We start from the raw sequence: 20828 nt of genomic DNA, 5'->3' as shown, positions 1-20828 counted from the left end.
ATGGTACAATGGATGTATGTTATTCAAATTATTTGTGAAAAAAATTGAGAGAGCCTTGGGCGGACTTTCGCCAGCTCGTCGCATCTTTTTAAGTTTCGCTGGAGTTATTCTTATAGGCTCTCTTCTTTTGAGTTTGCCTTTTGTTCAGGCAAGTGGTTCGCAGGCCACTTATTTTGACCATCTTTTTACGACGGTGTCTATGGTCTGTGTAACCGGCCTTTCTACGCAACCGGTAGCTACTACCTATAATGTCTGGGGGCAGTTGATTTGTATGCTCTTGATCCAGATTGGTGGTCTGGGGCTCATGACTTTTATCGGGATTTTTTATATCCAAGGCAAGCAAAAGCTCAGTCTGCGTAGTCGTGAAACCATTCAGGAGAGTTTTAGTTATGGGGAAAGTAAGTCTTTGAAGTCTTTTATGCGGTCTATCTTTTTGACGACTTTTCTGGTGGAGGGCTTGGGTGCCTTTCTACTAAGTTTCCGTTTTATTCCTGAGTTCGGCTGGGGACGGGGCATTTTTACCTCTATCTTTTTAGCCATTTCAGCCTTTTGTAATGCTGGTTTTGATAATTTCGGCAGTAGCAGTTTAGTGGCTTTTCAGACGGATCCCTTGATCAATCTGGTCATTGCTGGCTTGATTATCACGGGTGGTCTCGGCTTTATGGTTTGGTTTGACTTGGTAACCCAGTTTGACAAGAAGAAAAAACGTCGTCTGCGTTTCCACACCAAACTAGTCCTCTTCTTGACTGTAGGGATTTTGCTGTTTGGGACAGTATCTACACTCTTTACGGAATGGCACAATCCAGGAACTATTGGCAATCTCAGTGTTCCAGAGAAAGTGCTAGTTAGCTTTTTCCAAACCGTCAGCATGAGAACGGCTGGTTTTGCCTCTATTGATTACACCCAAGCTCGGCCTGTGACCTTGTTTATCTATATCTTACAGATGTTTCTGGGTGGAGCGCCTGGAGGGACGGCTGGGGGGTTCAAGATTACGACTTTCTTTGTCTTGTTGGTCTTTGCGCGTAGTGAATTGCTGGGCTTGCCTCATGCCAATGTTGCCCAGAGAACCATTGAGGCTCGAACAGTCCAAAAATCCTTTAGTGTCTTCATTATCTTTTTGATGACCTTCTTGTTGGGTTTGATGTTGTTGGGAATTACAGCAGAAGGAACACCGCGATTTATCTACCTCATGTTTGAGACCATTTCAGCTCTTGCGACAGTTGGGGTAACGGCAAATCTGACGCCAGAATTGGGCAAGCTAGCTCTTAGCATTGTCATGGTGCTCATGTTTATTGGCCGTATCGGTCCCTTGACCTTGCTGGTTAGTCTAGCGGATTACCAGCCTGACAAGAAAGATTTGATTCAGTATATGAAAGCAGATATTAGTATTGGATAAGAAAGGAAGAATGATGTCAGATCGTACGATTGGAATTTTAGGCTTGGGAATTTTCGGGAGTAGTGTCCTGACGGCCCTAGCCAAGCAAGATATGAATATCATTGCCATTGATGACCACGCAGAGCACATCAATCAATTTGAGCCTGTTTTGGCGCGTGGAGTTGTGGGCGATATCACAGATGAGGAACTCCTCAGAACCGCAGGAATTGATACCTGTGATACGGTTGTAGTCGCAACAGGGGAAAATCTGGAGTCGAGTGTGCTTGCAGTCATGCATTGTAAGAGTCTAGGTGTACCAAGGGTTATTGCCAAGGTCAAAAGCCAGACAGCTAAGAAGGTACTAGAAAAAATCGGTGCTGACTCGGTGATTTCACCTGAGTATGAAATGGGGCAGTCTCTAGCGCAGACCATTCTCTTTCATAACAATGTTGATGTCTTTCAGCTGGATAAAAATGTGTCTATTGTGGAGATGAAAATTCCGAGTGTTTGGGCAGGTCAAAGCCTGAGTCAGCTAGATTTACGTGGCAAATATAACCTCAATGTCCTAGGATTTCGTGAACAAGAAAATTCACCACTGGATGTCCAGTTTGGTCCTAATGACCTCTTGAAAGCAGATGCCTATATCTTGGCGGTCATTAACAACCAGTATCTAGATGACTTGGCAGAATTAAATTCGTAAGGAGGGGGATCCCCTCTTTTTTGATGTCCAAAATAGCAAATAGAGATAGTAACCCTTGTATTCTAATAAAAGTCCTTCAAAGTCTGGACTTTATGGTAAAATAGAAAGAAGTGACAAGAGAGAAAGAAAAAATCAGTCCCCTAAAGGAGTAGATTATGAAGTTATTGTCTATCGCCATTCCTAGCTATAATGCCGCAGCCTATCTTCATTACTGCGTGGAGTCGCTAGTGATTGGTGGTGAGCAAGTTGAGATTTTGATTATCAATGATGGGTCTCAGGACCCGACTCAGGAAATCGCTGAGCGTTTAGCCAGCAAGTATCCTAACATCGTTAGAGCTATCTATCAGGAAAATAAGGGCCATGGGGGTGCCGTCAATTGCGGCTTAGCGGAGGCTTCTGGTCGTTATTTTAAAGTAGTTGATAGTGATGACTGGGTAGATCCTCGTGCCTATTTAAAAATTCTTGAAACCTTGCAGGAACTAGAGAGTGAGGGGCAGGAAGTTGATGCCTTTGTGACCAATTTTGTCTATGAAAAGGAAGGTCAGTCTCGTAAGAAGAGTATGAGTTATGAGTCAGTCTTGCCTGTCCAACAGATTTTTGGCTGGGATCAGGTCGGAAATTTCTCAAAAGGCCAGTATATCATGATGCACTCGCTGATTTACCGGACAGATTTGTTGCGAGCGAGCCAGTTCCAACTGCCTGAGCATACTTTTTATGTCGATAATCTCTTTGTCTTTACCCCCCTTCAGCAGGTCAAGACCATGTACTATCTGCCTGTCGATTTCTATCGTTATTTGATTGGGCGTGAGGACCAGTCTGTCAATGAGCAAGTGATGATTAAGCGCATTGACCAGCAACTCAAGGTAAATCGACTCTTGGTAGACCAGCTTGATTTATCTAAAGTAAGTCACCCAAAAATGCGAGAGTATCTGCTGAATCATATTGAAATCACGACGGTGATTTCTAGTGCCTTGCTCAATCGAGCAGGCACAGCAGAGCATCTGGCAAAAAAACGGGAGCTGTGGACCTATATTCAGCAGGAAAATCCAGAGGTCTTTCAGGCTATCCGTAAGACTATGTTGAGCCGTTTGACCAAACATTCAGTCTTGCCAGCTCGCAAACTTTCCAATGTCGTCTATCAAATCACCAAGTCTGTTTATGGATTCAATTAATATAAGTATTTTATAAGAGGGATTTAAGGAAAATTTTAACTTTTTCTTAATCCTTTTTAATTTTAGGAGATTATACTAGAGTCATCAAATAAAGAAAAACTCTAAGGAGAATCCTATGAAATTCAATCCAAATCAAAGATATACTCGTTGGTCTATCCGCCGTCTTAGCGTCGGTGTTGCCTCAGTTGTTGTAGCCAGTGGCTTTTTTGTCCTAGTTGGTCAGCCAAGCTCTGTACGTGCCGATGTGGTCAATCCGACCCCTGCCCAAGTCGTGCCAGATGCTACTTCGGTGAGTGAAAAGAGTGACTTACCAGTAGAACTTCTCAAAGAAGCAGTCGATACAGCTCTTCCTTCAGAACAGGTAGACTCAACACCTAAAGCAAGCTTGGATGCTACAAGCTCTCCAGAAAAAGTGAATGTAGCTGATAAAGACCAAGTGGTAGCGCCAAAAGAAGAAGTGCAAGCAAAACCAGAATCTAAGAAAGAAACAGAGGAAGCGGTTAAACCTGCGACAAATCCTGCTCCTACAGTTCCTGGACAAGACCGTGAAGCAAATGAAGTTCAACCAGCAACTACCCCAGCTGAGGTGCAAAAGGGTGTGGCCGACAATACTAAAGACACAGTAGATGTTCCAGCTACTTATTTGGATAAAGCCAATTTCCCAGGCCCATTCACAGCTGGTGTTAACCAAGTCATTCCATATGAATTCTTCGCTGGAGACGGCATGTTAACTCGTCTTATCTTGAAAGCATCTGACAAGGCTCCATGGTCAGATAACGGTTCAGCTAAAAATCCCGCTCTCCCACCAGTAGAAAAATTGGGCAAAGGCCTTTACTTCTATGAAGTGGATTTGGCTGGCACTCAAGGAAAATCAGATAAAGACCTTCTTGACTTGTTGAAACAAAACGGCACTCAAAGCTATAAAGCTACAATTAAGGTTTACGGTGCGAAGGACGGCAAGGCAGACTTGAGCAACCTTGTAGCGACTAAAGATTTGGATGTCAACTTGAACGGCTTAACTACTCCAGCTGAAGTTCAAAAAGGCGTAGCCGACAATACTAAAGACACAGTAGACGTTCCAGCCACTTACTTGGATAAGGCTAACTTCCCAGGCCCATTCACAGCTGGTGTCAACCAAGTTATTCCATATGAATTCTTCGCAGGTGACGGTATGTTAACTCGTTTGATCTTGAAAGCCTCAGACAAGGCTCCATGGTCAGACAACGGTTCAGCTAAAAATCCGGCCCTCCCACCAGTAGAAAAATTGGGCAAAGGCCTTTACTTCTATGAAGTGGATTTGGCTGGCACTCAAGGAAAATCAGATAAAGACCTTCTTGACCTTTTAAAACAAAACGGCACTCAAAACTACAAGGCAACTATCAAAGTGTACGGTGCAAAAGATGGCAAGGCCGATTTGAACAATCTCGTAGCTACTAAGGATTTGGATGTCAACTTGAATGGTTTGACTACCCCAGCTGAAGTGCAAAAAGGTGTGGCTGACAATACTAAAGACACAGTAGACGTTCCAGCTACATACTTGGACAAGGCTAACTTCCCAGGCCCATTCACAGCCGGTGTTAACCAAGTCATTCCATATGAATTCTTCGCCGGAGACGGTATGTTGACACGCCTTATCTTGAAAGCATCTGACAAAGCTCCATGGTCAGACAATGGCTCAGCTAAAAATCCCGCCCTTCCACCAGTAGAAAAATTGGGCAAAGGCCTTTACTTCTATGAAGTGGATTTGGCCGGTACTCAAGGCAAATCAGATAAAGAGCTTCTTGACCTCTTGAAACAAAACGGCACTCAAAGCTATAAAGCTACTATCAAAGTGTACGGTGCTAAAGATGGCAAGGCTGATTTGAGCAATCTTGTAGCGACTAAAAATTTGGATGTTAACTTGAACGGCTTAACTACCCCAGCTGAAGTGCAAAAAGGCGTGGCTGACAATACCAAAGACACGGTAGATGTTCCAGCTACATACTTGGACAAAGCCAATTTCCCAGGCCCATTCACAGCCGGTGTTAACCAAGTTATTCCATACGAATTCTTCGCAGGTGACGGTATGTTAACACGCCTTATCTTGAAAGCTTCTGATAAAGCTCCATGGTCCGACAACGGCTCAGCTAAAAATCCCGCCCTTCCACCAGTAGAAAAATTGGGCAAAGGCCTTTACTTCTATGAAGTGGATTTAGCCGGTACTCAAGGCAAATCAGATAAAGAGCTTCTTGACCTCTTGAAACAAAATGGCACTCAAAGTTACAAGGCAACTATCAAGGTGTATGGTGCCAAAGATGGCAAGGCCGATTTGACTTATCTTGTAGCGACTAAGAATTTGACAGTAAACTTGAATGGACATCAGTCTCTGATTCCGATGCAATCAGGCTTCGTCCCATCTTCTAATGGTTCAGCTATGCCGGCTCCAATGATGAATAGTCATCAAGATGCGTCTAAGATGAACGCTCAAATGCCAAGTGCCAATCAAGATGAGATGAAATCTAAAATGCCAGCTGCTAGCCAGGATAAGATGATGCCTAACAAAGAGCAGGACAAAACCATGAATGCTAGCCAGCCAATGGCAACACCAAGCATGAAACAAGATCAAGCTCCAGCAGCCTCAAGTAAAATGTCTGATGAAGGCAAGATGGCATCTACTAACAAGGTGTCAACCCCAATGATGGCTGATCAAATGAAAGACCAAAAAGACATGCTTCCATATACTGGTGAAGCCCAAACCTCAATGGCTACTCTTGGATTCTTTGGATTAGCTTTGGCCGGACTTCTAGGCGGACTCGGTTTGAAAGCTAAAAAAGAGGAAAATAACTAGTCTAGTTACAGACTTTCTATCTAGGATTTGAAAAATCCAGATATCGATTAGAATGTTCGTAAAGCGATTAAAATAGTGTTATACTATTGTGGTATAGCACTGTTTTTTTCAAAGGAGAGACAGATGGGAAAGACAATTTTACTCGTTGACGACGAGGTAGAAATCACAGATATTCATCAACGCTATCTGGTTCAGGCAGGATATCAGGTTTTGGTGGCTCATGATGGAGTAGAGGCTTTAGAAATCTTCAATCGAAAAGCGATTGATTTGATTATTACAGATATCATGATGCCTCGGATGGATGGTTATGATTTGATTAGTGAGGTTCAGTATCAATCTCCAGATCAGCCTTTTCTCTTTATCACGGCTAAGACTAGCGAGCAGGACAAGATTTATGGCCTAAGCTTGGGGGCAGATGACTTTATTGCCAAGCCCTTTAGCCCTCGTGAGCTGGTTTTGCGTGTCCACAATATCTTACGTCGCCTTCATCGTGGAGGTGAGACAGAGGTCGTCAGTCTCGGGGATTTACGGATGAATCACGGTAGTCATGAGGTCCAAGTCGGAGATGTGGCGCTTGATTTGACAGTCAAATCCTTCGAACTTCTATGGCTTTTAGCCAGCAATCCAGAGCGGGTTTTCTCTAAGACAGACCTCTATGAAAAGGTCTGGCAGGAAGACTATGTGGATGACACTAATACCTTGAATGTTCATATTCATGCTCTTCGACAGGAGCTGGCTAAACATGCTAGTTCAGAAACGCCCACTATCAAAACCGTCTGGGGCTTGGGCTACAAAATTGAGAAAGCACGAGGTAGTCAATGAAATTAAAAAGTTATATTTTAGTGGGGTATATCATTTCAACACTCCTAACGATTATCGTGGTTTTTTGGGCTATCCAGCGAATGCTAATTGAAGAAAGAGAAATTTATTTCCTAGTGGGTATGACTCTAGTGGCTAGTTTTATCGGTGCTGGGATTAGTCTCTTTCTCCTATCGCCAGTCTTTACTTCATTGGGCAAACTCAAGGAACATGCCAAGCGGGTAGCGGACAAGGATTTTCCTTCAAATCTGGAGGTTCAAGGCCCTGTAGAATTTCAACAATTAGGCCAAGCTTTCAATGAAATGTCCCATGATTTGCAGGCGACATTTGATTCCTTGGAAGAAAGCGAACGAGAAAAGGGCTTGATGATTGCTCAACTTTCGCATGATATCAAGACCCCCATCACTTCGATCCAAGCGACGGTAGAAGGGATTTTGGACGGGGTTATCAAGGAAGGAGAACAAGCCCATTATCTAGCAACCATTGGACGCCAGACAGAAAGACTCAATAAACTGGTTGAAGAATTGAATTTCTTGACCCTAAACACAGCTAAAAATCAGGTGGAAACGACTAGCAAGGACAGCATTTTTCTGGACCAGCTCTTGATTGAGTGTATGAGTGAATTTCAGTTCTTGATTGAGCAGGAGGAGCGAGATGTCCACTTGCAGGTAATCCCAGAGTCTGCCCGGATTGAGGGAGATTATGCCAAACTTTCTCGTATCTTGGTGAATCTGGTCAATAATGCTTTTAAATACTCAGCTCCAGGAACCAAACTCGAAGTGGTGGCTAAGCTGGAGAAAAACCAGCTTTCAATCAGTGTGACAGATGAGGGACAGGGGATTGCCCCAGAGGATTTGGAGAATATTTTCAAACGCCTTTATCGTGTAGAAACTTCGCGTAATATGAAAACAGGTGGTCATGGCTTAGGCCTTGCAATTGCGCGTGAATTGGCTCATCAATTGGGTGGAGAAATTACAGTTAGCAGCCAGTATGGCCTAGGAAGCACCTTTACCCTGGTTCTCAACCTCTCTGGCAGTGAAAATAAAGATTAAAACCCCTTTACAAATCTAGTCATTCATGGTAAAATGGATTTTGTGTGAAATATCAGCAGGAAAGCATGAAGCTCGTCAACAGGTGTCTTATGACAAGTAACCTTGGCTGTTTAGGCGAAGGGCATCTGCACGAATCAGGGCTTTCTAAGTGACTATTTCCACCGAAATATTATTTATATCAGGAGGACATTCACATGTCACGTTATACAGGACCATCTTGGAAACAAGCTCGTCGCCTTGGCCTTTCACTTACAGGTACAGGTAAAGAATTGGCACGTCGTAACTACGTACCAGGACAACACGGACCAAACAACCGTTCTAAATTGTCAGAATACGGTTTGCAATTGGCTGAAAAACAAAAACTTCGTTTCACTTACGGTGTAGGTGAAAAACAATTCCGTAACTTGTTCGTACAAGCTACAAAAATCAAAGGCGGAATCCTAGGTTTCAACTTCATGCTTCTTTTGGAACGTCGTTTGGATAACGTTGTTTACCGTCTTGGTCTTGCGACTACTCGTCGTCAAGCTCGTCAATTCGTAAACCACGGTCACATCCTTGTTGACGGAAAACGCGTTGATATCCCATCATACCGCGTAACTCCAGGTCAAGTGATCTCAGTTCGTGAAAAATCATTGAAAGTTCCAGCTATCCTTGAAGCAGTAGAAGCTACTCTTGGACGTCCAGCATTCGTATCATTCGACGCTGAAAAATTGGAAGGTTCATTGACTCGCTTGCCAGAACGCGATGAAATCAACCCAGAAATCAACGAAGCACTTGTCGTTGAATTCTACAACAAAATGTTGTAATATTTTATTGAATCAGATAGGCTTTAGAGCCTTGATATTAAGCACTTTGGGGCGTTTTCCCTTAGTGCTTTTTTTGTTTTTACTACCCTTTTAGTTACCCTTAACTAATTTTAGGTATAGTAAGAGGGTAGCCCCAAAATGGGACACCCTTATTATTTATAGATTGCTAATAGCCGATTCAAAGATTGAGACGGCTTTTTTTGCTCCCTCTTTGGTAGCATGGACATAAGTGTTTAAAGTCATAGAGATATTAGAGTGACCTAATCTGTATTGCAAGTCTTTGGCCTCTATGCCAGCGTATAGCATGATTGTAGCGTGAGTGTGTCGGAAACCGTGGAAACTAATATCAGGAACGCCAGCGCTTTTAAAGTGCCCCTGCAGTCTCTTTCTCAGTAAGCAAGCATAGGCGTATTTTGTAGTAAATGGAGTGAAGACAATCCCCTCAGACCGTCCTAGTTGCCATGACTGGACTTGTTGACGTTTTTTATATTGCTTGAGTAGGGAAATTGTAGCTTTATCAATATCAATTTCTCTTAGACCAGCTTTAGACTTAGGCGTGTTTGTTTCTTGGTATCTATTCAGAGTCTTAGAAACGCTGATAATGCCTTTTTTTAGGTCAATATCAGACCACTCAAGAGCCAAAGCCTCACCGATACGGCAACCACTAGCTAGCAATGTTTTATAAAGTACGTAGTCAAAGAAATTTTCATAGCTAGACAAGTCTAGGTTATCCAGGTAGTCTAAAAACTGTTTTAGTTCCTGGTTGCTGAAAAACTTTACCTTATGCTCCTTATTTTGTTGCTTACGTGGGATAATGACATCCCTAGCTGGGTTGTGCTTAATAACTTGCATAGTAACGCCATACTGGAGAATACGGCGATTTATATTATTCAGAAAGCTATAGTTTGCATACGCCCCTTTTTCGCCCTTATTGGCCTTGTCAGCCCACTTGTTGACTTGTTGCTGAATGATAGGAGTAGTGAGCTTTTCTAGCTTGTAATCGCCAAATACAGGCAAAATATGAAGCCTTACGATCCCTTCCATGGATTGCTGGGAGTTTGGCTTGATTGTATTCTTGTAACTCTCCCACCATAAAGCGACTAGCTCCCTATAGGTTGTAATGGTCGGTTTTTCCTTTACGCTATATCCATTAGCTGCAAAAGCATTGACAGCCTCCCTAGCTTTGATTTTAACGCCTTTTTTAGTGTTGGCCGTGACGGTTGTCCTGGCCTTCTTCCCTGTAAGTTTATCAACGCCTAAATAAACACTGGCACGGTACACTGTAGTACCGTTTTTCTTTTTGTATTCTGTAATATTCATAGTCATACCTTTCTAACATCAGTAAGCAAGTATGGGATTTAGTTAAGTATTTATGAATATTGTTTTTATATGGTGCTGAGAGCTACGAGAATAGCCCTATTTTCGTTTGTTTTAGGTGTGATGATAATTTGTATAGCTGAGCTATAAAATCAATTAGAGGGTGTTTTAGGGGTTATTTATTGTCTGGGGAAATTAGTCCTACTAGTATTTCATATACAGCAGCTTTTTTCTCTTTTGATAAAAGAGAAAAGCATGAAAGAACAGCAGCCTCTTCAGCTTCTAAGAAAGCTAAGGCCTGATAAAAGTTGTTGAGTCTTTTTGAGGAAGAGTGACTAATATGTTGTTCGCCAAAAAACTTTTCTAAATCCTCCTCTGATAGATTATGTTTATTCTTTGTCTTACCATCTTTATAAAAATTTACGTAGTATTCAAATATGTTGTTCTCAAGGATTTTATCACTATTTGGAGGGGTGAGAGATTGGAAAATTGATTTACCAGCTTTTACAGCCTCGTAGTCAGGATCTTGAGAGGAAATAGATACTATTTTTCCCCAATCACTAGAGTTATCTATTTCTGCTGTATAACCTAATAAATATGGAACAGAAACATTGAAATAATTTGCAATTTTCTCCGCATTTTTCTTTCGTATAGCTGTCTCATCATTTTCCCAGCGTTGTAATGTTCGTAAGTTTATTGATAGGTTTTTAGCTAATTTTTCTTGAGATAATCCTATATTTTCTCTCAGTTCTTTAATTCTATTCATACGTAAGATTCTACCTTTCGAGTAAATTATAACCTATTACGGCAAAAAAAGCCATAAAAAATTAAAAAAATAACAAAAATAGTTGACATGCGCAATTAAATGTCGTATAATTGCTATCAAACAACGGCAAAAAAAGCCGTTAGAAAGGGGGGATCGAATGCTAATTACAACTGAGTTGGCTGAAAAGGTACGTGTTAAACGTGCTAAAATTCAGCAAACGAAAAAGGCTGTAGCTGAGGAATTAGGTATTAAACCACAAACCTATACCAAAGTTGAAAACGGAGACTATGACGCTCCCAAGCGAATCTATGAAGCAGTCATGAACTGGCTAGTAGAAGATTTATAAGATTTCTTGCTACCTTTCACTAAAAGAAATCTAAGCAACAAAAAAAGCCTAGACAGTCGGCAAACTAGCAAGGCTTTTCACTTAAACAACTAAAACCACAAATAGCAAGTATGGGATTTAGTTAGGTATTTATTTAATTATATCACAAAATAGTGATTTGTGCCCAAACGAGAGAGCGCCAACTCTTTAAACTGGCACTTTCTCACGCTTTCAATTTGGCGACTCTGAGCGTGAGGAACTTCATTACAAGAAAAACTGTATAAGAAATAACCATTCAAAATCCCCACACTCGCCATCGCAAAACTTTGAGTGTGAGGATATTCAGGATAGTAAACGACAATTAAAAGGCCAACGGAGGAAAAACATGATAGCAGATCAATTAGAAGCTATTTCAACAAATTTAGAAGAAATACAAGAAATTCTTGTAGGAGATGGAACTGCATTAGCTAAAAGAGAAATCAGCAGGGTATTGAACGACTTGGATGATGTCTACAATGAACTAACTAGCACAGAATACCGTGAACAACAGCAAACACTTAAGGAACAGACGGAAAGGATGAAACAGAGATTAGTTGCTGAAGTAATAGGAGAACTAGAAGAACGAGAAGAGTCTTATTACAGAAATTATTGGGGTGATACTAAGTTTATAAAGCTACTTTCCAACTTTGATGGATTTCTTTTCTTAAACACTTACCTAGCTGAAATAACTAAAGAGAATGACTACCCTATGACTCCAGACCAAGTATTTAATTATGTATGGGAAGTTATAGCGGTTGATATCGCAAGAAAAAAACGAGGGAAAAAGAACGTTTTGGATTCATGGACAGACTCATCCTTATATACTCGTGGAATGATGATTGATTAGGAGGCAATGCTATGACACTAGACCTAGACAACATGACACAAGCAGAATTTGATAAACAAATGGCTGAAATCAAGGAGAGAAATCCGAACCTCTTCCAGTTTATTGCTGATTTTGTAGATAGAAAGGTAAGTATCGAAGAGGTGGATGAGTTTTTGAAGATGGAGCGAAATGATCAAGTGGACTATATCAAGAACTATAAGGCGAGGGCATAACATGAATGAATTAGATTTGACCAATACACAGTCGGTAATCTTTATGGTGGTATTGATTGGCTTACTGCTTTATCTAAACCACCGAGACCGCAAAAAAAGCGCCCAATTTGAGCGAGAAAACCAACAGACGATAGAAACACCTAGCGAGGATTTAAACCCTTATTACGGGCGATATATCCAGCTTGCAGGTAAGATTCATAATTAGAAAGGGATGTCAAATGCAACTATTATCAAGAGAAGCAGAACTTGAGCTACTGGAGAAAGTGGGAGATCACTTAGAGAAAAGGCTTGAGCTTGAAAAACAGCATAATGACGGCTGGGATTTGATTTCTAGGCCTGACTTACTCAAAAAACTTGGTATCAGTGGAACAACGTTGAATAATTGGGAAAAAGAAGGTCTAAAACCGTATCAGTCCCCTTTTGAGAACAGTAAGAAGATTTATTACCGCAAGACTGATATATACAATTTTCTTGCAGTAGATTAGGAGGGGTAATGAGAGTAATAGAGTTAACTGTACAAACTGAGAAATTACCTTTATTTGGCTTTCTAAAGTCAAATCCTACTCAAGTTTGGAAGAATGGTGAACACTACAAATTTACCTATTATGAGCCTGTAGATGAGGCTTTGACAGGTTTCCAATACAAAGGCCTATATGTGTCTATTAAAGACGAAATAGAGCAGATAGAGGGCTGGGAATTGGTCAGAGATTTGAAGATGGCTTTGGCCAGTCCAGACTTGCTGACAATCCTGAAAGATTTAGAGGTAAACAAATTGACTGAGCAACGGCAGGGGCTTGGAGTGGAGTTGAAAGGTTGGATTTTTGACCTGATTTGTAATGGCATTTATACCAGGTATGAGACTTCACTTTTTGTCCGCTTGCTATTTGTGAATGGCTACAGTTTTAGCCAGTTGGTGGACTTGTTTTCTGCAATAGTTAAACGGAAAGACCTAGCAAGCTATTTCTTAGAAGTAGCGACAAAATTCTATAAGGGGGTAGCATTTGAATAGTGAAGAAATTGTAAATAAAATCATTGAAGAGGAATACCAGAAAGTGCCCCCTGAAATAGTGGATTTGACTGAAGCAAGAGAGACTAATGAGGAGCATAATAGTTTAGATCTGGTTAAAAAACTACGAGGAGATGGCTTTGCAGTAAGTCTAGATAATCTCAAGAAGATTCTGAGTGGAGATAGCAAGTTAAAAGGTGCTATACAGTACAATACATTCACTTATGAAATAGACGTGACTAGGCCTATAAAACTAAATGGTAGAACCTTGAGCGGCGCAATCGATGACCTTATCATCAGAGAGATTAGGGCTTATATTGCTACCAAGTATAAGATAGACTATAAAAAGCCTGATATCGCTGATATTTTGGAAGTGGTGGCTGGTGAGCATAGTTACAATCCTTTAAAAAACTATCTGGAATCATGCGAAATCGAGTATAAAGAGTTAGTGAATCAGCGTGATCCCTTTGATATTCTGAGACATTATCTGAATATCAAGGATGACGAATATAACCGTATTATCATGGATTTGTTTTTCCGTGGAGCGGTCGCTAAGGTATTTAATCCCTCTATCAAGTTTGACTTTGTGTTGGACTTGACTGGACGGCAGGGAGTAGGAAAGACTCAATTTTTTGAGGGACTATTCACTCACAAGTATTTTACAACCGTTGAAACTTTCACAGACAAAGACGACAAGGCCAGGATGGTTAGAAACTGGTGTGTATTTGATGATGAAATGGTGGCCAGTAAAAAGGCTAGTTTTTCAGAGTTGAAGAAGTTCATTACAGAAACTAAGCTAGAGTATAGACCGCCCTACGCTTCTAGCGATAGACGACTACCAAAGAGTTTTATTATCGTTAGGGCAACGAATGACCATGATTATTTGAATGACTTAACAGGAGAAAGGCGCTTCCTGGTTGCTGAAGTACACAAGGACACCGCTTATAAGGACAGAAAATGGACAGAAAAAGACCGTAGACACTTTTGGGGTGCTATGGTTGCTGCTTGGAAGTCAAACAAGTCTCTAACGCTCACAGATGAACAGGAAAAGTTAGTAAATGAGGTTAGAAGCCGTTACAAGTTCGTAGATGAGTTAGTTGAAGACCTGGAGCGCTATTTAGACACCCCTTATCCAAAAATGATGTACCAATACCCAACGACCGATAAAACAAGGTATTATTACATCTACGACATGCTGAATCATGGGTATCATATGGGCGCAAATGGTGTGGAAATTCCCCTTGATACAGAGAAGTACGGGGAACTAGTAGAGCGGGACAAGGTGGCGGTTAATTTATTCTTTACGGAGGTGTATTTGAACAATTCACCGAATCCAAAAGATAAAAACAAAGTTAAGAAGATCATGCAAAATAAAGAGGGATGGAGATATAAGAAATCTGCAAGATTTGGGAAAAGTATCAAACCAGCTTATATCAAAAAGTAGAAAAATGTAGTTAGTGTAGTTTTTTTCTAAAAAAATAACTACACTTCAAAAAGTTTGCAAAACCATGGTATATAAGGGATATAGACAAGGGTTAGAAAAAAGTGTAGTTTTCTTAAATTTTTTTACTACACTTCTAACCTCTTGATATGACTGACTTTTTTATTAAAATGTAGTTATTTTATCATTTTTATAAAAAATATATAAATAACAATAAAGAGTATTATATATATTTTTTTTTTGAAAAAAGCGACTACAAAACTACATTTCACTCCAAACCCTTGGGGCTGTAAGGTTAAGGGTGTAGTACATGACAACTACATTTTACTACATTTTCAAAAAAATACTACATTTTGTAAGATTGCTAAAAGCTAGTGCTGCACCCTAAACAAGGTTTCCCATTTAAACAATTAACAGTTTAGAAATGAGTAAGCACTGGGCGCAGGCTTTGCATTCCAAAAATGGAACTCAAAAAAGCTCAAAAATGAGCTAAAGTACATTAAAAAGGGTAGCAAAAAGCGTTGGATAGCTTAAAATGTCAGTTATATCAACGCTTTAGGGCTACAAGTACTACAATTAAACCAAATAAAAGAGGCTCAGAGCGTTCTAGGTTAATGAAAATCAAGAAAAAATGAAATGGAGGATCGTATGGATGATTTAGACAGGCTGTTGCAGCAAGGCTTTATTTTGTACCAGAAAAATGGTAAAATAGGCATAGAGGCTTCCCCGACTTTTGGGAGTGTGACCTTGCATTTTCAAGATGGGAGATTTTCCCATCTGGTGCGAAGTGAAACAAAGAAATAGAGTCTATCGGAACAACCGAGGGCACTGATTAAGCTACCTGGCTTTTTCGGTGTCCTTTTTGTTTTGGTGCTAGGAGTGAATATGATACAAAAATCCTTATGGATTGATACGAGCAGAAAAAATAGTTTTAAAAATGGAATACCGTAACATGACGATACTTGTAAACGATTGAAAGAATTAGAAAGAGGAAAAAGAATGAACAAAAAAACAATTATTACTAAGATGTTAGCGTTGAAAGGGGCAATCGATAACCTTGCAGGAAAAATTGATGAAGTAAATAATAATCAATTTTTGAGCACTGAAGGCAAAGAGAATGAGCTGGAAGCAATTAAATTCAAATACGATAGTTGGTATGGCGCATATTATGATGAGCTGAAAACAATCGCAAACAATTTACTACCGAAAAAAGAAGCTCAAAGAGCAGAATCAGAAGTAAAACTATTGACTGATCCTGGTTATCAAGCAGCGTTGCAAAATACCGTAAAACTTTTTGAGAGTGGGGCGTTAGCTGTATCTACGGGTAAAGCGTTGATAGACCACTACAAAAACGATTATACGGCCTTATCGCTTCTCAGAAATGCCCTGGGGGATATTTTTGGAAATGGCAACCCAAACAGTGCAGAGTTAGCGCAGTATATCCCAGCGGATAATAGCAATCGAACAAAAGACTTGTTGAATAAGTTTGCTAGAGCAGTCGATGAGCTGAATTATAAGAGATTGATGGAAGATCCTGAGTTTGTAAAACAAAGAGTGGATGGAGCAATCACTTTCTTAGAATCTAATTATCTGGACGACAATATGGACGCAATACTTTAAACGAGTGTGCAGAGGGGAGCAATCCCCTTTTAGTATTTAAGCCAATAGATTTGGTTTATTACATGATAATTTGTAGTAGTGTGCAATTTACAAAACAAACAAATACTACATATTTGACGGTTTGAATGTTAAAAAAGCTAGATATATCAAGGATTTAAGTAAGTAGAGCGTTCCAAAAAAGGGTGAGGTAAGGGTTAGGTTACATATAAAAAGTACAAGGTTAGTACAAGGTAGCATAGATCAAAATACTAAGGTTTTACAAAGGTACAGGGCTTTTTTCTAGTGATAGAACCCTAAGATTACCCTAAGGTATAGCTACTTTTTTAGAACCATAGAACGGTAAGGTTTTGGTAAGGTATCGAACTTTTCCAATGGTGAGGTTTTGGTTAGGTAGTGGCAAAAAATATGCCTGACAAATGGCAGGGTTATGTGTGTTGAGCTCCGAGCGAACTCCGAGAAAATAGCTTTTGAACAGAGAAGATTACATAGCTTGAAGCTCGAGCGAAGCCCGAGAAAGTGGGGTATATCCCCCTATCATTTATCAAGGAAATAAGGGAGATAAAAACGTCCCTTAATTGCTTATCAAATGGTATGGAGAATAGGCTTGAAGCTAGAGCGAACCTAGAGAAATAGCAAAAAAAGCCAAGGCGCTCCGCCTCAGCTATAATCTCAATAATATTATTATACCATACAGGAGGCCAAGGCATGACACCAGAGCAGGTAAAAGAAAAACTAGAGGGCGTTAAGTGGATCAATAAAGAAATAGAGGGCTTATATTTAGAGCTTGGAGCTTTAGAAAGTGGTATCATCAAAAAGCAAGAACTGAGCACTACCAGAGTACAAACAAGCAGGGTAAATACAGCAGAGAATAACCTTATAAGTGTTCTGAAGCTAAAAGAGGACACTTTACAGAGAATTGAGCGACTTACTGAAGAGAGAATGGAAATATCTAGGCTGATCGATAAGCTGGCCAATCCGCTTGAGCGTTCTGTCCTAAGACTTTTTTACTTGAATGATCTCGATATTTGGGGAGTTGCTGAGGAAATAGGTAAATCTAAAGCTTCGATATATCGGGCAAAGAAGGCAGCTATAGAACACTTGGCAGGTATGGTAAATGGGAACTGATTTAACCTTACCACAGAGACTAGTGTGTATAGGGAGCTCTAGGCTTCATATTTGCCTCTATTTTGCTTTGTTTAGTACTGGACAACTAAAACACCACGGATAAACCAAAAGCCTTTAGAAACGAATCTAGGGGCTTTTGTGAGATAAAAAAAGAGCACACACCCCCCACAGCCTAAGCCTTTAATGTAGGAGGTAGTAGCTCTCATTACTTAGATTATAACCTAAAAAACTAACTGACGCAAGAATTAAGGGTATCCCCTTTTGGGTAGTCGAAACAGTAAAAGGAACTGACTTAGGCGCCGACCTAAAATAGGTCATTGGGTGCCAAACCAGTTCCTTTATTAATTCAATTATAACTCATTTTGACTTAAAAGACAAATAGAGGTGTCCCACCTCCTACCGCAGAATAAACTGTTTCAAGGGGAGATGGAAAACCTCTATTTACTATTTATTATAACTCACAATGCGCTTTTTTTCAACAAAGGATAACAGAGTAGAGAACCAGCTGCTTATTGGAATGACAATAAAGCCGTTGCCATTTTCAAAATAGCAAGGTTTTAGCAAGGTATCGAGAGTTGTGGTAAAATTAAGATAGAACAATGAGTACAAAGTAAAGAACTAGAACGAAGGTATCATTATTTTAGAAATGCATTTAAGAGAGAAGGGATATTATGGAATTGTCAGAGGCTCTAAACTTTGTTGACTCTTTAGGCTTGGATGAAAAAACTATTAACTTTTCAGAGTTTACTGATGAGCAATTACTGAAAACCAGTATTACACTTGACTTACTTTCTTTAGATGAGGCAAAAGCATTTGAATTAGAATTAAATAAGCGACAGCTCACAGAGAAATATTTTTTAATGAGAAAATCTAAAACATAGCGCTTGGTTTTATCTAGGCGCTTTCACCTGCAAAAAACACTATGGGAAAGGAGACCGTAAATGAGTAAACAACTTTGGAACTACCTACGCTCAAGAGTTCAGGTAGTGAATAGTGACGGTGAAGTCATCAAAGGGCTTGTCACAGATTTTATTGACGAAATGGACAATGATGAGTAAGATGAAATCACTATCCTCATTGACAATCCTAGCCCTGATGAACCAACTGAGATTTCTCTCTTTGAGAGTGAGATCATCTCAATTAAAGCAATCTCATAGCGCTTAGAACAGTCTAGGCCTTAGACAGAAAAGTAAAATAAAAAGCACCTTTGACAGGTGCAATTTACTTGCTTACTGAACTCATCAATTTAAGTCCCCTTTTTGTTACCCTTTATGTTTTCTCAGCTTATTTAAATTTAATAGTTTTTGAGAAAATCAAGTTAGATTTAGAGCAGGCTTAGGTCTGTTTTTCTGTACCTAATCACTGCAAGAAAACAAAATGCTTTAATTTTAAGAAATATCTTACAGAAAGCCTACAACAGTGGGCTTTTTGCTTTGTCTTAAAATGTTGATTTCGGGGTTTGTCCCCCTTCACAAAGAACTAACAGCTTTCTCATAAAATGAGACGGCTATTTTTACTTTTTCTTTGGAAAGATGATTGTAAGTGTCCATAGTCATAGCTAGTGTAGAATGACCTAGACGGTGTTGTAATTCTTTATAGGGTATTCCAGAGTTTAGCAAAAGACTAGCGTGTGTGTGTCTAAAACCGTGGAAACCAATATTAGGTACACCAGCATGTTTGAAACGTGTATTTAAACGTGTTGCTAGTGTTTTATTGTTTGGGTATTGAGAAAGAAAAATACTAAAATGTTTTGTAGTCCTTAAATTACGTGATATAATATGAGTAAAAGGAGATTCAGTAATGCAACCATCATTATTTATTGCGAACTATATAATTGAATATTCTAACGATAAGAGCTATTCAATTAACAACCTCATATTACAAAAAATATTATATTTTGCCAATGTAATTAAAATTGTTGACACTAAAAATCCTCTTTTTGAGGAACAAATGGAGAAATGGAAATATGGTCCCGTTGTACCAAGTGTATATCATGAATATAAAAGATTCGGAGCTTTTCAAATAACAAAACAGGATATTGTTAAAGAGTATTTTTGTTTTGAAAATACAGAAAACAATTCGTTAGGAAACATAAAAATATTTAAGTATAAACCACAAGATATTCCAGAACCTGACATTAATTTGTTAAAGAAAGTTATTGATAGATTTTCTAATGTAGATATTTTTGATATAGTGGAGAAAACTCATAAACAGGAACCATGGGAAAAGTATGAAAAGTCAATTAATGATGGTGTTCAAGGGTTAAAATACACAAATGAAGAGATATTGAGTTATTTTAACAACCATCCGGAGGAGTTAGAATGGCTCAGATAAGTACAAGTTTAATCAAATTCCTTTTAGTTTATGATATTTCTAAGCTAGATGATAATAAGATTATAAAGACTCTTCAAGATAATTTGAGTAAGGAAAATTTAGCAATTCCATACGATTATATTGCTGACTATGTATACCAGAATGAAAATAGTAATGAGCTTAATGAAAAGTTAAATAAAAACATTGATTATTTATCTACAACTATAGAAGCAGATGATACTGCTAGGAAATCAATACTAGATAAAAATCTTAAGAAAATAAGTTCTAATTATAGTTTATCTCAAGTTCAGAAATCTTATATATCAAAGGTTGCTAGAGAGGTGGAACAGGGACTCAAAAATGTAAATACCCAACTAAACCAAGTTAACACTCTTCTTCAAGGTGCACAGAAACAATCAGAAGACTCTAATAAGATTCTTGAAGAGGCTCAAACCCAACTAAACCAAGTTAATACCCTTCTTCAAGGTGCACAGAAACAATCAGAAGACTCTAATAAGATTCTTAAAGTTGTACAGAAACAATCAAACGAAATTGAGCAAACAAAATCATCTATTTATACGGATTTTATAGCAATTTTAGGTATTTTTTCAGCATTTGTTTTTGTAATGTTTGGAGGTATTGATATAGCAAGAGCTGTTTTTGATATCGGAGATGATTTATTAAACATGGATCTATCCAGGATGATAACAATTTCATGTCTGATGTTAATTGGTGTAATAACATTGTTGTATTCATTGTTATTATGGATTGCTAGAATCACCAATAAGGAAATCGGAAGGTGCATGAGCAGTAAATGTGAAGTGCGTTGTGAGCACAAGTGGAAGCATTTATTTTTGCGTCATTCATTTTATTTTTCATTAATCATTATATTAGCGATAATTACTTTTATATCCTATAATTATCGGTAGATTAACTAACTGGAAACTATGTAGAAAAGCACTTTTTGACCGTGCTAGTTTCTTGTCTACTGAACTCGTCATTTTTAAGTTCCTGATATTAAGCACTTTAGGCCTCTATCCTAGAGTGCTTTTTGATTTCTCTTAGT

General features: G+C 39.2%; 23 protein-coding genes. 20 read left to right on the top strand and 3 right to left on the bottom strand.

Translation table 11 applies throughout. From position 1 onward, the window contains the following. Positions 1 to 16: 16 nt before the first annotated feature. The 7 genes from D8845_RS05280 (at position 17) to rpsD (ending at position 8751) form a co-directional block, all read left to right on the top strand. Positions 17 to 1396: a TrkH family potassium uptake protein gene (locus tag D8845_RS05280; RefSeq protein ID WP_125452728.1), complete on the top strand. Its 1380-nt coding sequence runs from the start codon at positions 17 to 19 to the stop codon at positions 1394 to 1396. 13 nt (positions 1397 to 1409) lie between these two features. Beyond that, entirely contained in the window at positions 1410 to 2075 is a 666-nt protein-coding gene (locus D8845_RS05275; protein ID WP_001283905.1) for a potassium channel family protein, read from the top strand. Between the two features lie 155 nt (positions 2076 to 2230). Continuing rightward, entirely contained in the window at positions 2231 to 3247 is a 1017-nt protein-coding gene (locus D8845_RS05270) for a glycosyltransferase family 2 protein (RefSeq protein ID WP_084887340.1), read from the top strand. 115 nt (positions 3248 to 3362) lie between these two features. Further along, positions 3363 to 6074 (top strand): SSURE domain-containing protein, encoded by a 2712-nt coding sequence (locus D8845_RS05265; RefSeq protein WP_125452727.1) that lies wholly within the window; start codon positions 3363 to 3365, stop codon positions 6072 to 6074. 123 nt (positions 6075 to 6197) lie between these two features. Further along, positions 6198 to 6896, top strand: coding sequence for a response regulator transcription factor (locus D8845_RS05260; protein ID WP_125452726.1), 699 nt, complete (start codon positions 6198 to 6200; stop codon positions 6894 to 6896). Further along, positions 6893 to 7945, top strand: coding sequence for a sensor histidine kinase (locus D8845_RS05255; RefSeq protein WP_125452725.1), 1053 nt, complete (start codon positions 6893 to 6895; stop codon positions 7943 to 7945). The genes D8845_RS05260 and D8845_RS05255 overlap by 4 nt, the downstream gene beginning before the upstream one ends. Before the next feature lie 194 nt (positions 7946 to 8139). Next, positions 8140 to 8751: a 30S ribosomal protein S4 gene (rpsD, locus tag D8845_RS05250; protein WP_000092756.1), complete on the top strand. Its 612-nt coding sequence runs from the start codon at positions 8140 to 8142 to the stop codon at positions 8749 to 8751. A 156-nt stretch (positions 8752 to 8907) separates the two neighbouring features. Here the strand turns inward: rpsD and D8845_RS05245 are convergent, their stop codons facing one another. Together D8845_RS05245 and D8845_RS05240 are read right to left on the bottom strand one after the other, a co-directional pair. Further along, positions 8908 to 10071: a tyrosine-type recombinase/integrase gene (locus tag D8845_RS05245; RefSeq protein WP_125452724.1), complete on the bottom strand. Its 1164-nt coding sequence runs from the start codon at positions 10069 to 10071 to the stop codon at positions 8908 to 8910. A gap of 172 nt (positions 10072 to 10243) precedes the next feature. Further along, positions 10244 to 10834, bottom strand: coding sequence for a helix-turn-helix domain-containing protein (locus D8845_RS05240; RefSeq protein ID WP_125452723.1), 591 nt, complete (start codon positions 10832 to 10834; stop codon positions 10244 to 10246). 157 nt (positions 10835 to 10991) lie between these two features. Between D8845_RS05240 and D8845_RS05235 the strand changes: the two genes are divergently transcribed. The 11 genes from D8845_RS05235 to D8845_RS05190 all read left to right on the top strand — a co-directional run bounded on the left by D8845_RS05235 (position 10992) and on the right by D8845_RS05190 (position 18330). Continuing rightward, positions 10992 to 11180, top strand: a complete 189-nt coding sequence (locus tag D8845_RS05235; RefSeq protein ID WP_125452722.1) for a helix-turn-helix domain-containing protein — start codon at positions 10992 to 10994, stop codon at positions 11178 to 11180. A 364-nt stretch (positions 11181 to 11544) separates the two neighbouring features. Next, on the top strand, positions 11545 to 12045 hold the full coding sequence (locus D8845_RS05230) for a hypothetical protein (protein ID WP_125452721.1): 501 nt from the start codon (positions 11545 to 11547) through the stop codon (positions 12043 to 12045). An 11-nt stretch (positions 12046 to 12056) separates the two neighbouring features. Beyond that, entirely contained in the window at positions 12057 to 12257 is a 201-nt protein-coding gene (locus tag D8845_RS05225) for a hypothetical protein (RefSeq protein ID WP_125452720.1), read from the top strand. Between the two features lies 1 nt (position 12258). Then, positions 12259 to 12462 (top strand): hypothetical protein, encoded by a 204-nt coding sequence (locus D8845_RS05220; protein ID WP_125452719.1) that lies wholly within the window; start codon positions 12259 to 12261, stop codon positions 12460 to 12462. Positions 12463 to 12475: 13 nt separating this feature from the next. Next, positions 12476 to 12742: a DNA-binding protein gene (locus D8845_RS05215; protein ID WP_125452718.1), complete on the top strand. Its 267-nt coding sequence runs from the start codon at positions 12476 to 12478 to the stop codon at positions 12740 to 12742. 8 nt (positions 12743 to 12750) lie between these two features. Next, positions 12751 to 13266 (top strand): hypothetical protein, encoded by a 516-nt coding sequence (locus D8845_RS05210; protein ID WP_125452717.1) that lies wholly within the window; start codon positions 12751 to 12753, stop codon positions 13264 to 13266. Further along, on the top strand, positions 13259 to 14707 hold the full coding sequence (locus tag D8845_RS05205) for a virulence-associated E family protein (RefSeq protein ID WP_125452716.1): 1449 nt from the start codon (positions 13259 to 13261) through the stop codon (positions 14705 to 14707). The genes D8845_RS05210 and D8845_RS05205 overlap by 8 nt, the downstream gene beginning before the upstream one ends. A 645-nt stretch (positions 14708 to 15352) precedes the next feature. Further along, a complete protein-coding gene (locus tag D8845_RS10205) occupies positions 15353 to 15508 on the top strand; it encodes a hypothetical protein (protein ID WP_185757390.1) in 156 nt (51 codons plus the stop codon). Positions 15509 to 15703: 195 nt separating this feature from the next. Beyond that, positions 15704 to 16324 (top strand): hypothetical protein, encoded by a 621-nt coding sequence (locus D8845_RS05200; protein ID WP_125452749.1) that lies wholly within the window; start codon positions 15704 to 15706, stop codon positions 16322 to 16324. Positions 16325 to 17029: 705 nt separating this feature from the next. After that, on the top strand, positions 17030 to 17449 hold the full coding sequence (locus tag D8845_RS05195) for a DUF1492 domain-containing protein (RefSeq protein ID WP_125452715.1): 420 nt from the start codon (positions 17030 to 17032) through the stop codon (positions 17447 to 17449). Positions 17450 to 18120: 671 nt separating this feature from the next. After that, on the top strand, positions 18121 to 18330 hold the full coding sequence (locus D8845_RS05190; RefSeq protein WP_125452714.1) for a hypothetical protein: 210 nt from the start codon (positions 18121 to 18123) through the stop codon (positions 18328 to 18330). Positions 18331 to 18918: 588 nt separating this feature from the next. Here D8845_RS05190 and D8845_RS05180 read toward each other — a convergent pair. Further along, positions 18919 to 19269, bottom strand: a complete 351-nt coding sequence (locus D8845_RS05180; RefSeq protein WP_260467941.1) for a tyrosine-type recombinase/integrase — start codon at positions 19267 to 19269, stop codon at positions 18919 to 18921. Here D8845_RS05180 and D8845_RS05175 point away from each other — a divergent pair. Beyond that, positions 19250 to 19783: a Panacea domain-containing protein gene (locus tag D8845_RS05175; RefSeq protein ID WP_125452713.1), complete on the top strand. Its 534-nt coding sequence runs from the start codon at positions 19250 to 19252 to the stop codon at positions 19781 to 19783. The two genes, D8845_RS05180 and D8845_RS05175, sit on opposite strands and share 20 nt — an antisense overlap. Next, positions 19771 to 20691, top strand: coding sequence for a hypothetical protein (locus D8845_RS05170; protein WP_125452712.1), 921 nt, complete (start codon positions 19771 to 19773; stop codon positions 20689 to 20691). The genes D8845_RS05175 and D8845_RS05170 overlap by 13 nt, the downstream gene beginning before the upstream one ends. Positions 20692 to 20828 lie beyond the last annotated feature (137 nt).

Source organism: Streptococcus mitis (genome assembly GCF_003942865.1).
In the GTDB taxonomy this organism is placed as follows: domain Bacteria; phylum Bacillota; class Bacilli; order Lactobacillales; family Streptococcaceae; genus Streptococcus; species Streptococcus mitis_BI.
Note: the sequence above shows the minus strand (reverse complement) of the source record. Positions and strands in the feature narration are given on the sequence as shown.

Excerpts from the sequence above, each read along its gene's own strand:
- D8845_RS05245 (WP_125452724.1), bottom strand. The coding sequence starts at position 10,071 with ATGAATATTACAGAATACAAAAAGAAAAACGGTACTACAGTGTACCGT.
- D8845_RS05280 (WP_125452728.1), top strand. The coding sequence starts at position 17 with ATGTTATTCAAATTATTTGTGAAAAAAATTGAGAGAGCCTTGGGCGGA.
- D8845_RS05230 (WP_125452721.1), top strand. The coding sequence starts at position 11,545 with ATGATAGCAGATCAATTAGAAGCTATTTCAACAAATTTAGAAGAAATA.
- D8845_RS05220 (WP_125452719.1), top strand. The coding sequence starts at position 12,259 with ATGAATGAATTAGATTTGACCAATACACAGTCGGTAATCTTTATGGTG.
- D8845_RS05210 (WP_125452717.1), top strand. The coding sequence starts at position 12,751 with ATGAGAGTAATAGAGTTAACTGTACAAACTGAGAAATTACCTTTATTT.
- D8845_RS05265 (WP_125452727.1), top strand. The coding sequence starts at position 3,363 with ATGAAATTCAATCCAAATCAAAGATATACTCGTTGGTCTATCCGCCGT.
- rpsD (WP_000092756.1), top strand. The coding sequence starts at position 8,140 with ATGTCACGTTATACAGGACCATCTTGGAAACAAGCTCGTCGCCTTGGC.
- D8845_RS05215 (WP_125452718.1), top strand. The coding sequence starts at position 12,476 with ATGCAACTATTATCAAGAGAAGCAGAACTTGAGCTACTGGAGAAAGTG.
- D8845_RS05240 (WP_125452723.1), bottom strand. The coding sequence starts at position 10,834 with ATGAATAGAATTAAAGAACTGAGAGAAAATATAGGATTATCTCAAGAA.
- D8845_RS05235 (WP_125452722.1), top strand. The coding sequence starts at position 10,992 with ATGCTAATTACAACTGAGTTGGCTGAAAAGGTACGTGTTAAACGTGCT.
- D8845_RS05255 (WP_125452725.1), top strand. The coding sequence starts at position 6,893 with ATGAAATTAAAAAGTTATATTTTAGTGGGGTATATCATTTCAACACTC.
- D8845_RS05175 (WP_125452713.1), top strand. The coding sequence starts at position 19,250 with ATGCAACCATCATTATTTATTGCGAACTATATAATTGAATATTCTAAC.
- D8845_RS05270 (WP_084887340.1), top strand. The coding sequence starts at position 2,231 with ATGAAGTTATTGTCTATCGCCATTCCTAGCTATAATGCCGCAGCCTAT.
- D8845_RS05170 (WP_125452712.1), top strand. The coding sequence starts at position 19,771 with ATGGCTCAGATAAGTACAAGTTTAATCAAATTCCTTTTAGTTTATGAT.
- D8845_RS05195 (WP_125452715.1), top strand. The coding sequence starts at position 17,030 with ATGACACCAGAGCAGGTAAAAGAAAAACTAGAGGGCGTTAAGTGGATC.
- D8845_RS05225 (WP_125452720.1), top strand. The coding sequence starts at position 12,057 with ATGACACTAGACCTAGACAACATGACACAAGCAGAATTTGATAAACAA.
- D8845_RS05200 (WP_125452749.1), top strand. The coding sequence starts at position 15,704 with ATGAACAAAAAAACAATTATTACTAAGATGTTAGCGTTGAAAGGGGCA.
- D8845_RS05260 (WP_125452726.1), top strand. The coding sequence starts at position 6,198 with ATGGGAAAGACAATTTTACTCGTTGACGACGAGGTAGAAATCACAGAT.
- D8845_RS05275 (WP_001283905.1), top strand. The coding sequence starts at position 1,410 with ATGTCAGATCGTACGATTGGAATTTTAGGCTTGGGAATTTTCGGGAGT.
- D8845_RS05190 (WP_125452714.1), top strand. The coding sequence starts at position 18,121 with ATGGAATTGTCAGAGGCTCTAAACTTTGTTGACTCTTTAGGCTTGGAT.
- D8845_RS10205 (WP_185757390.1), top strand. The coding sequence starts at position 15,353 with ATGGATGATTTAGACAGGCTGTTGCAGCAAGGCTTTATTTTGTACCAG.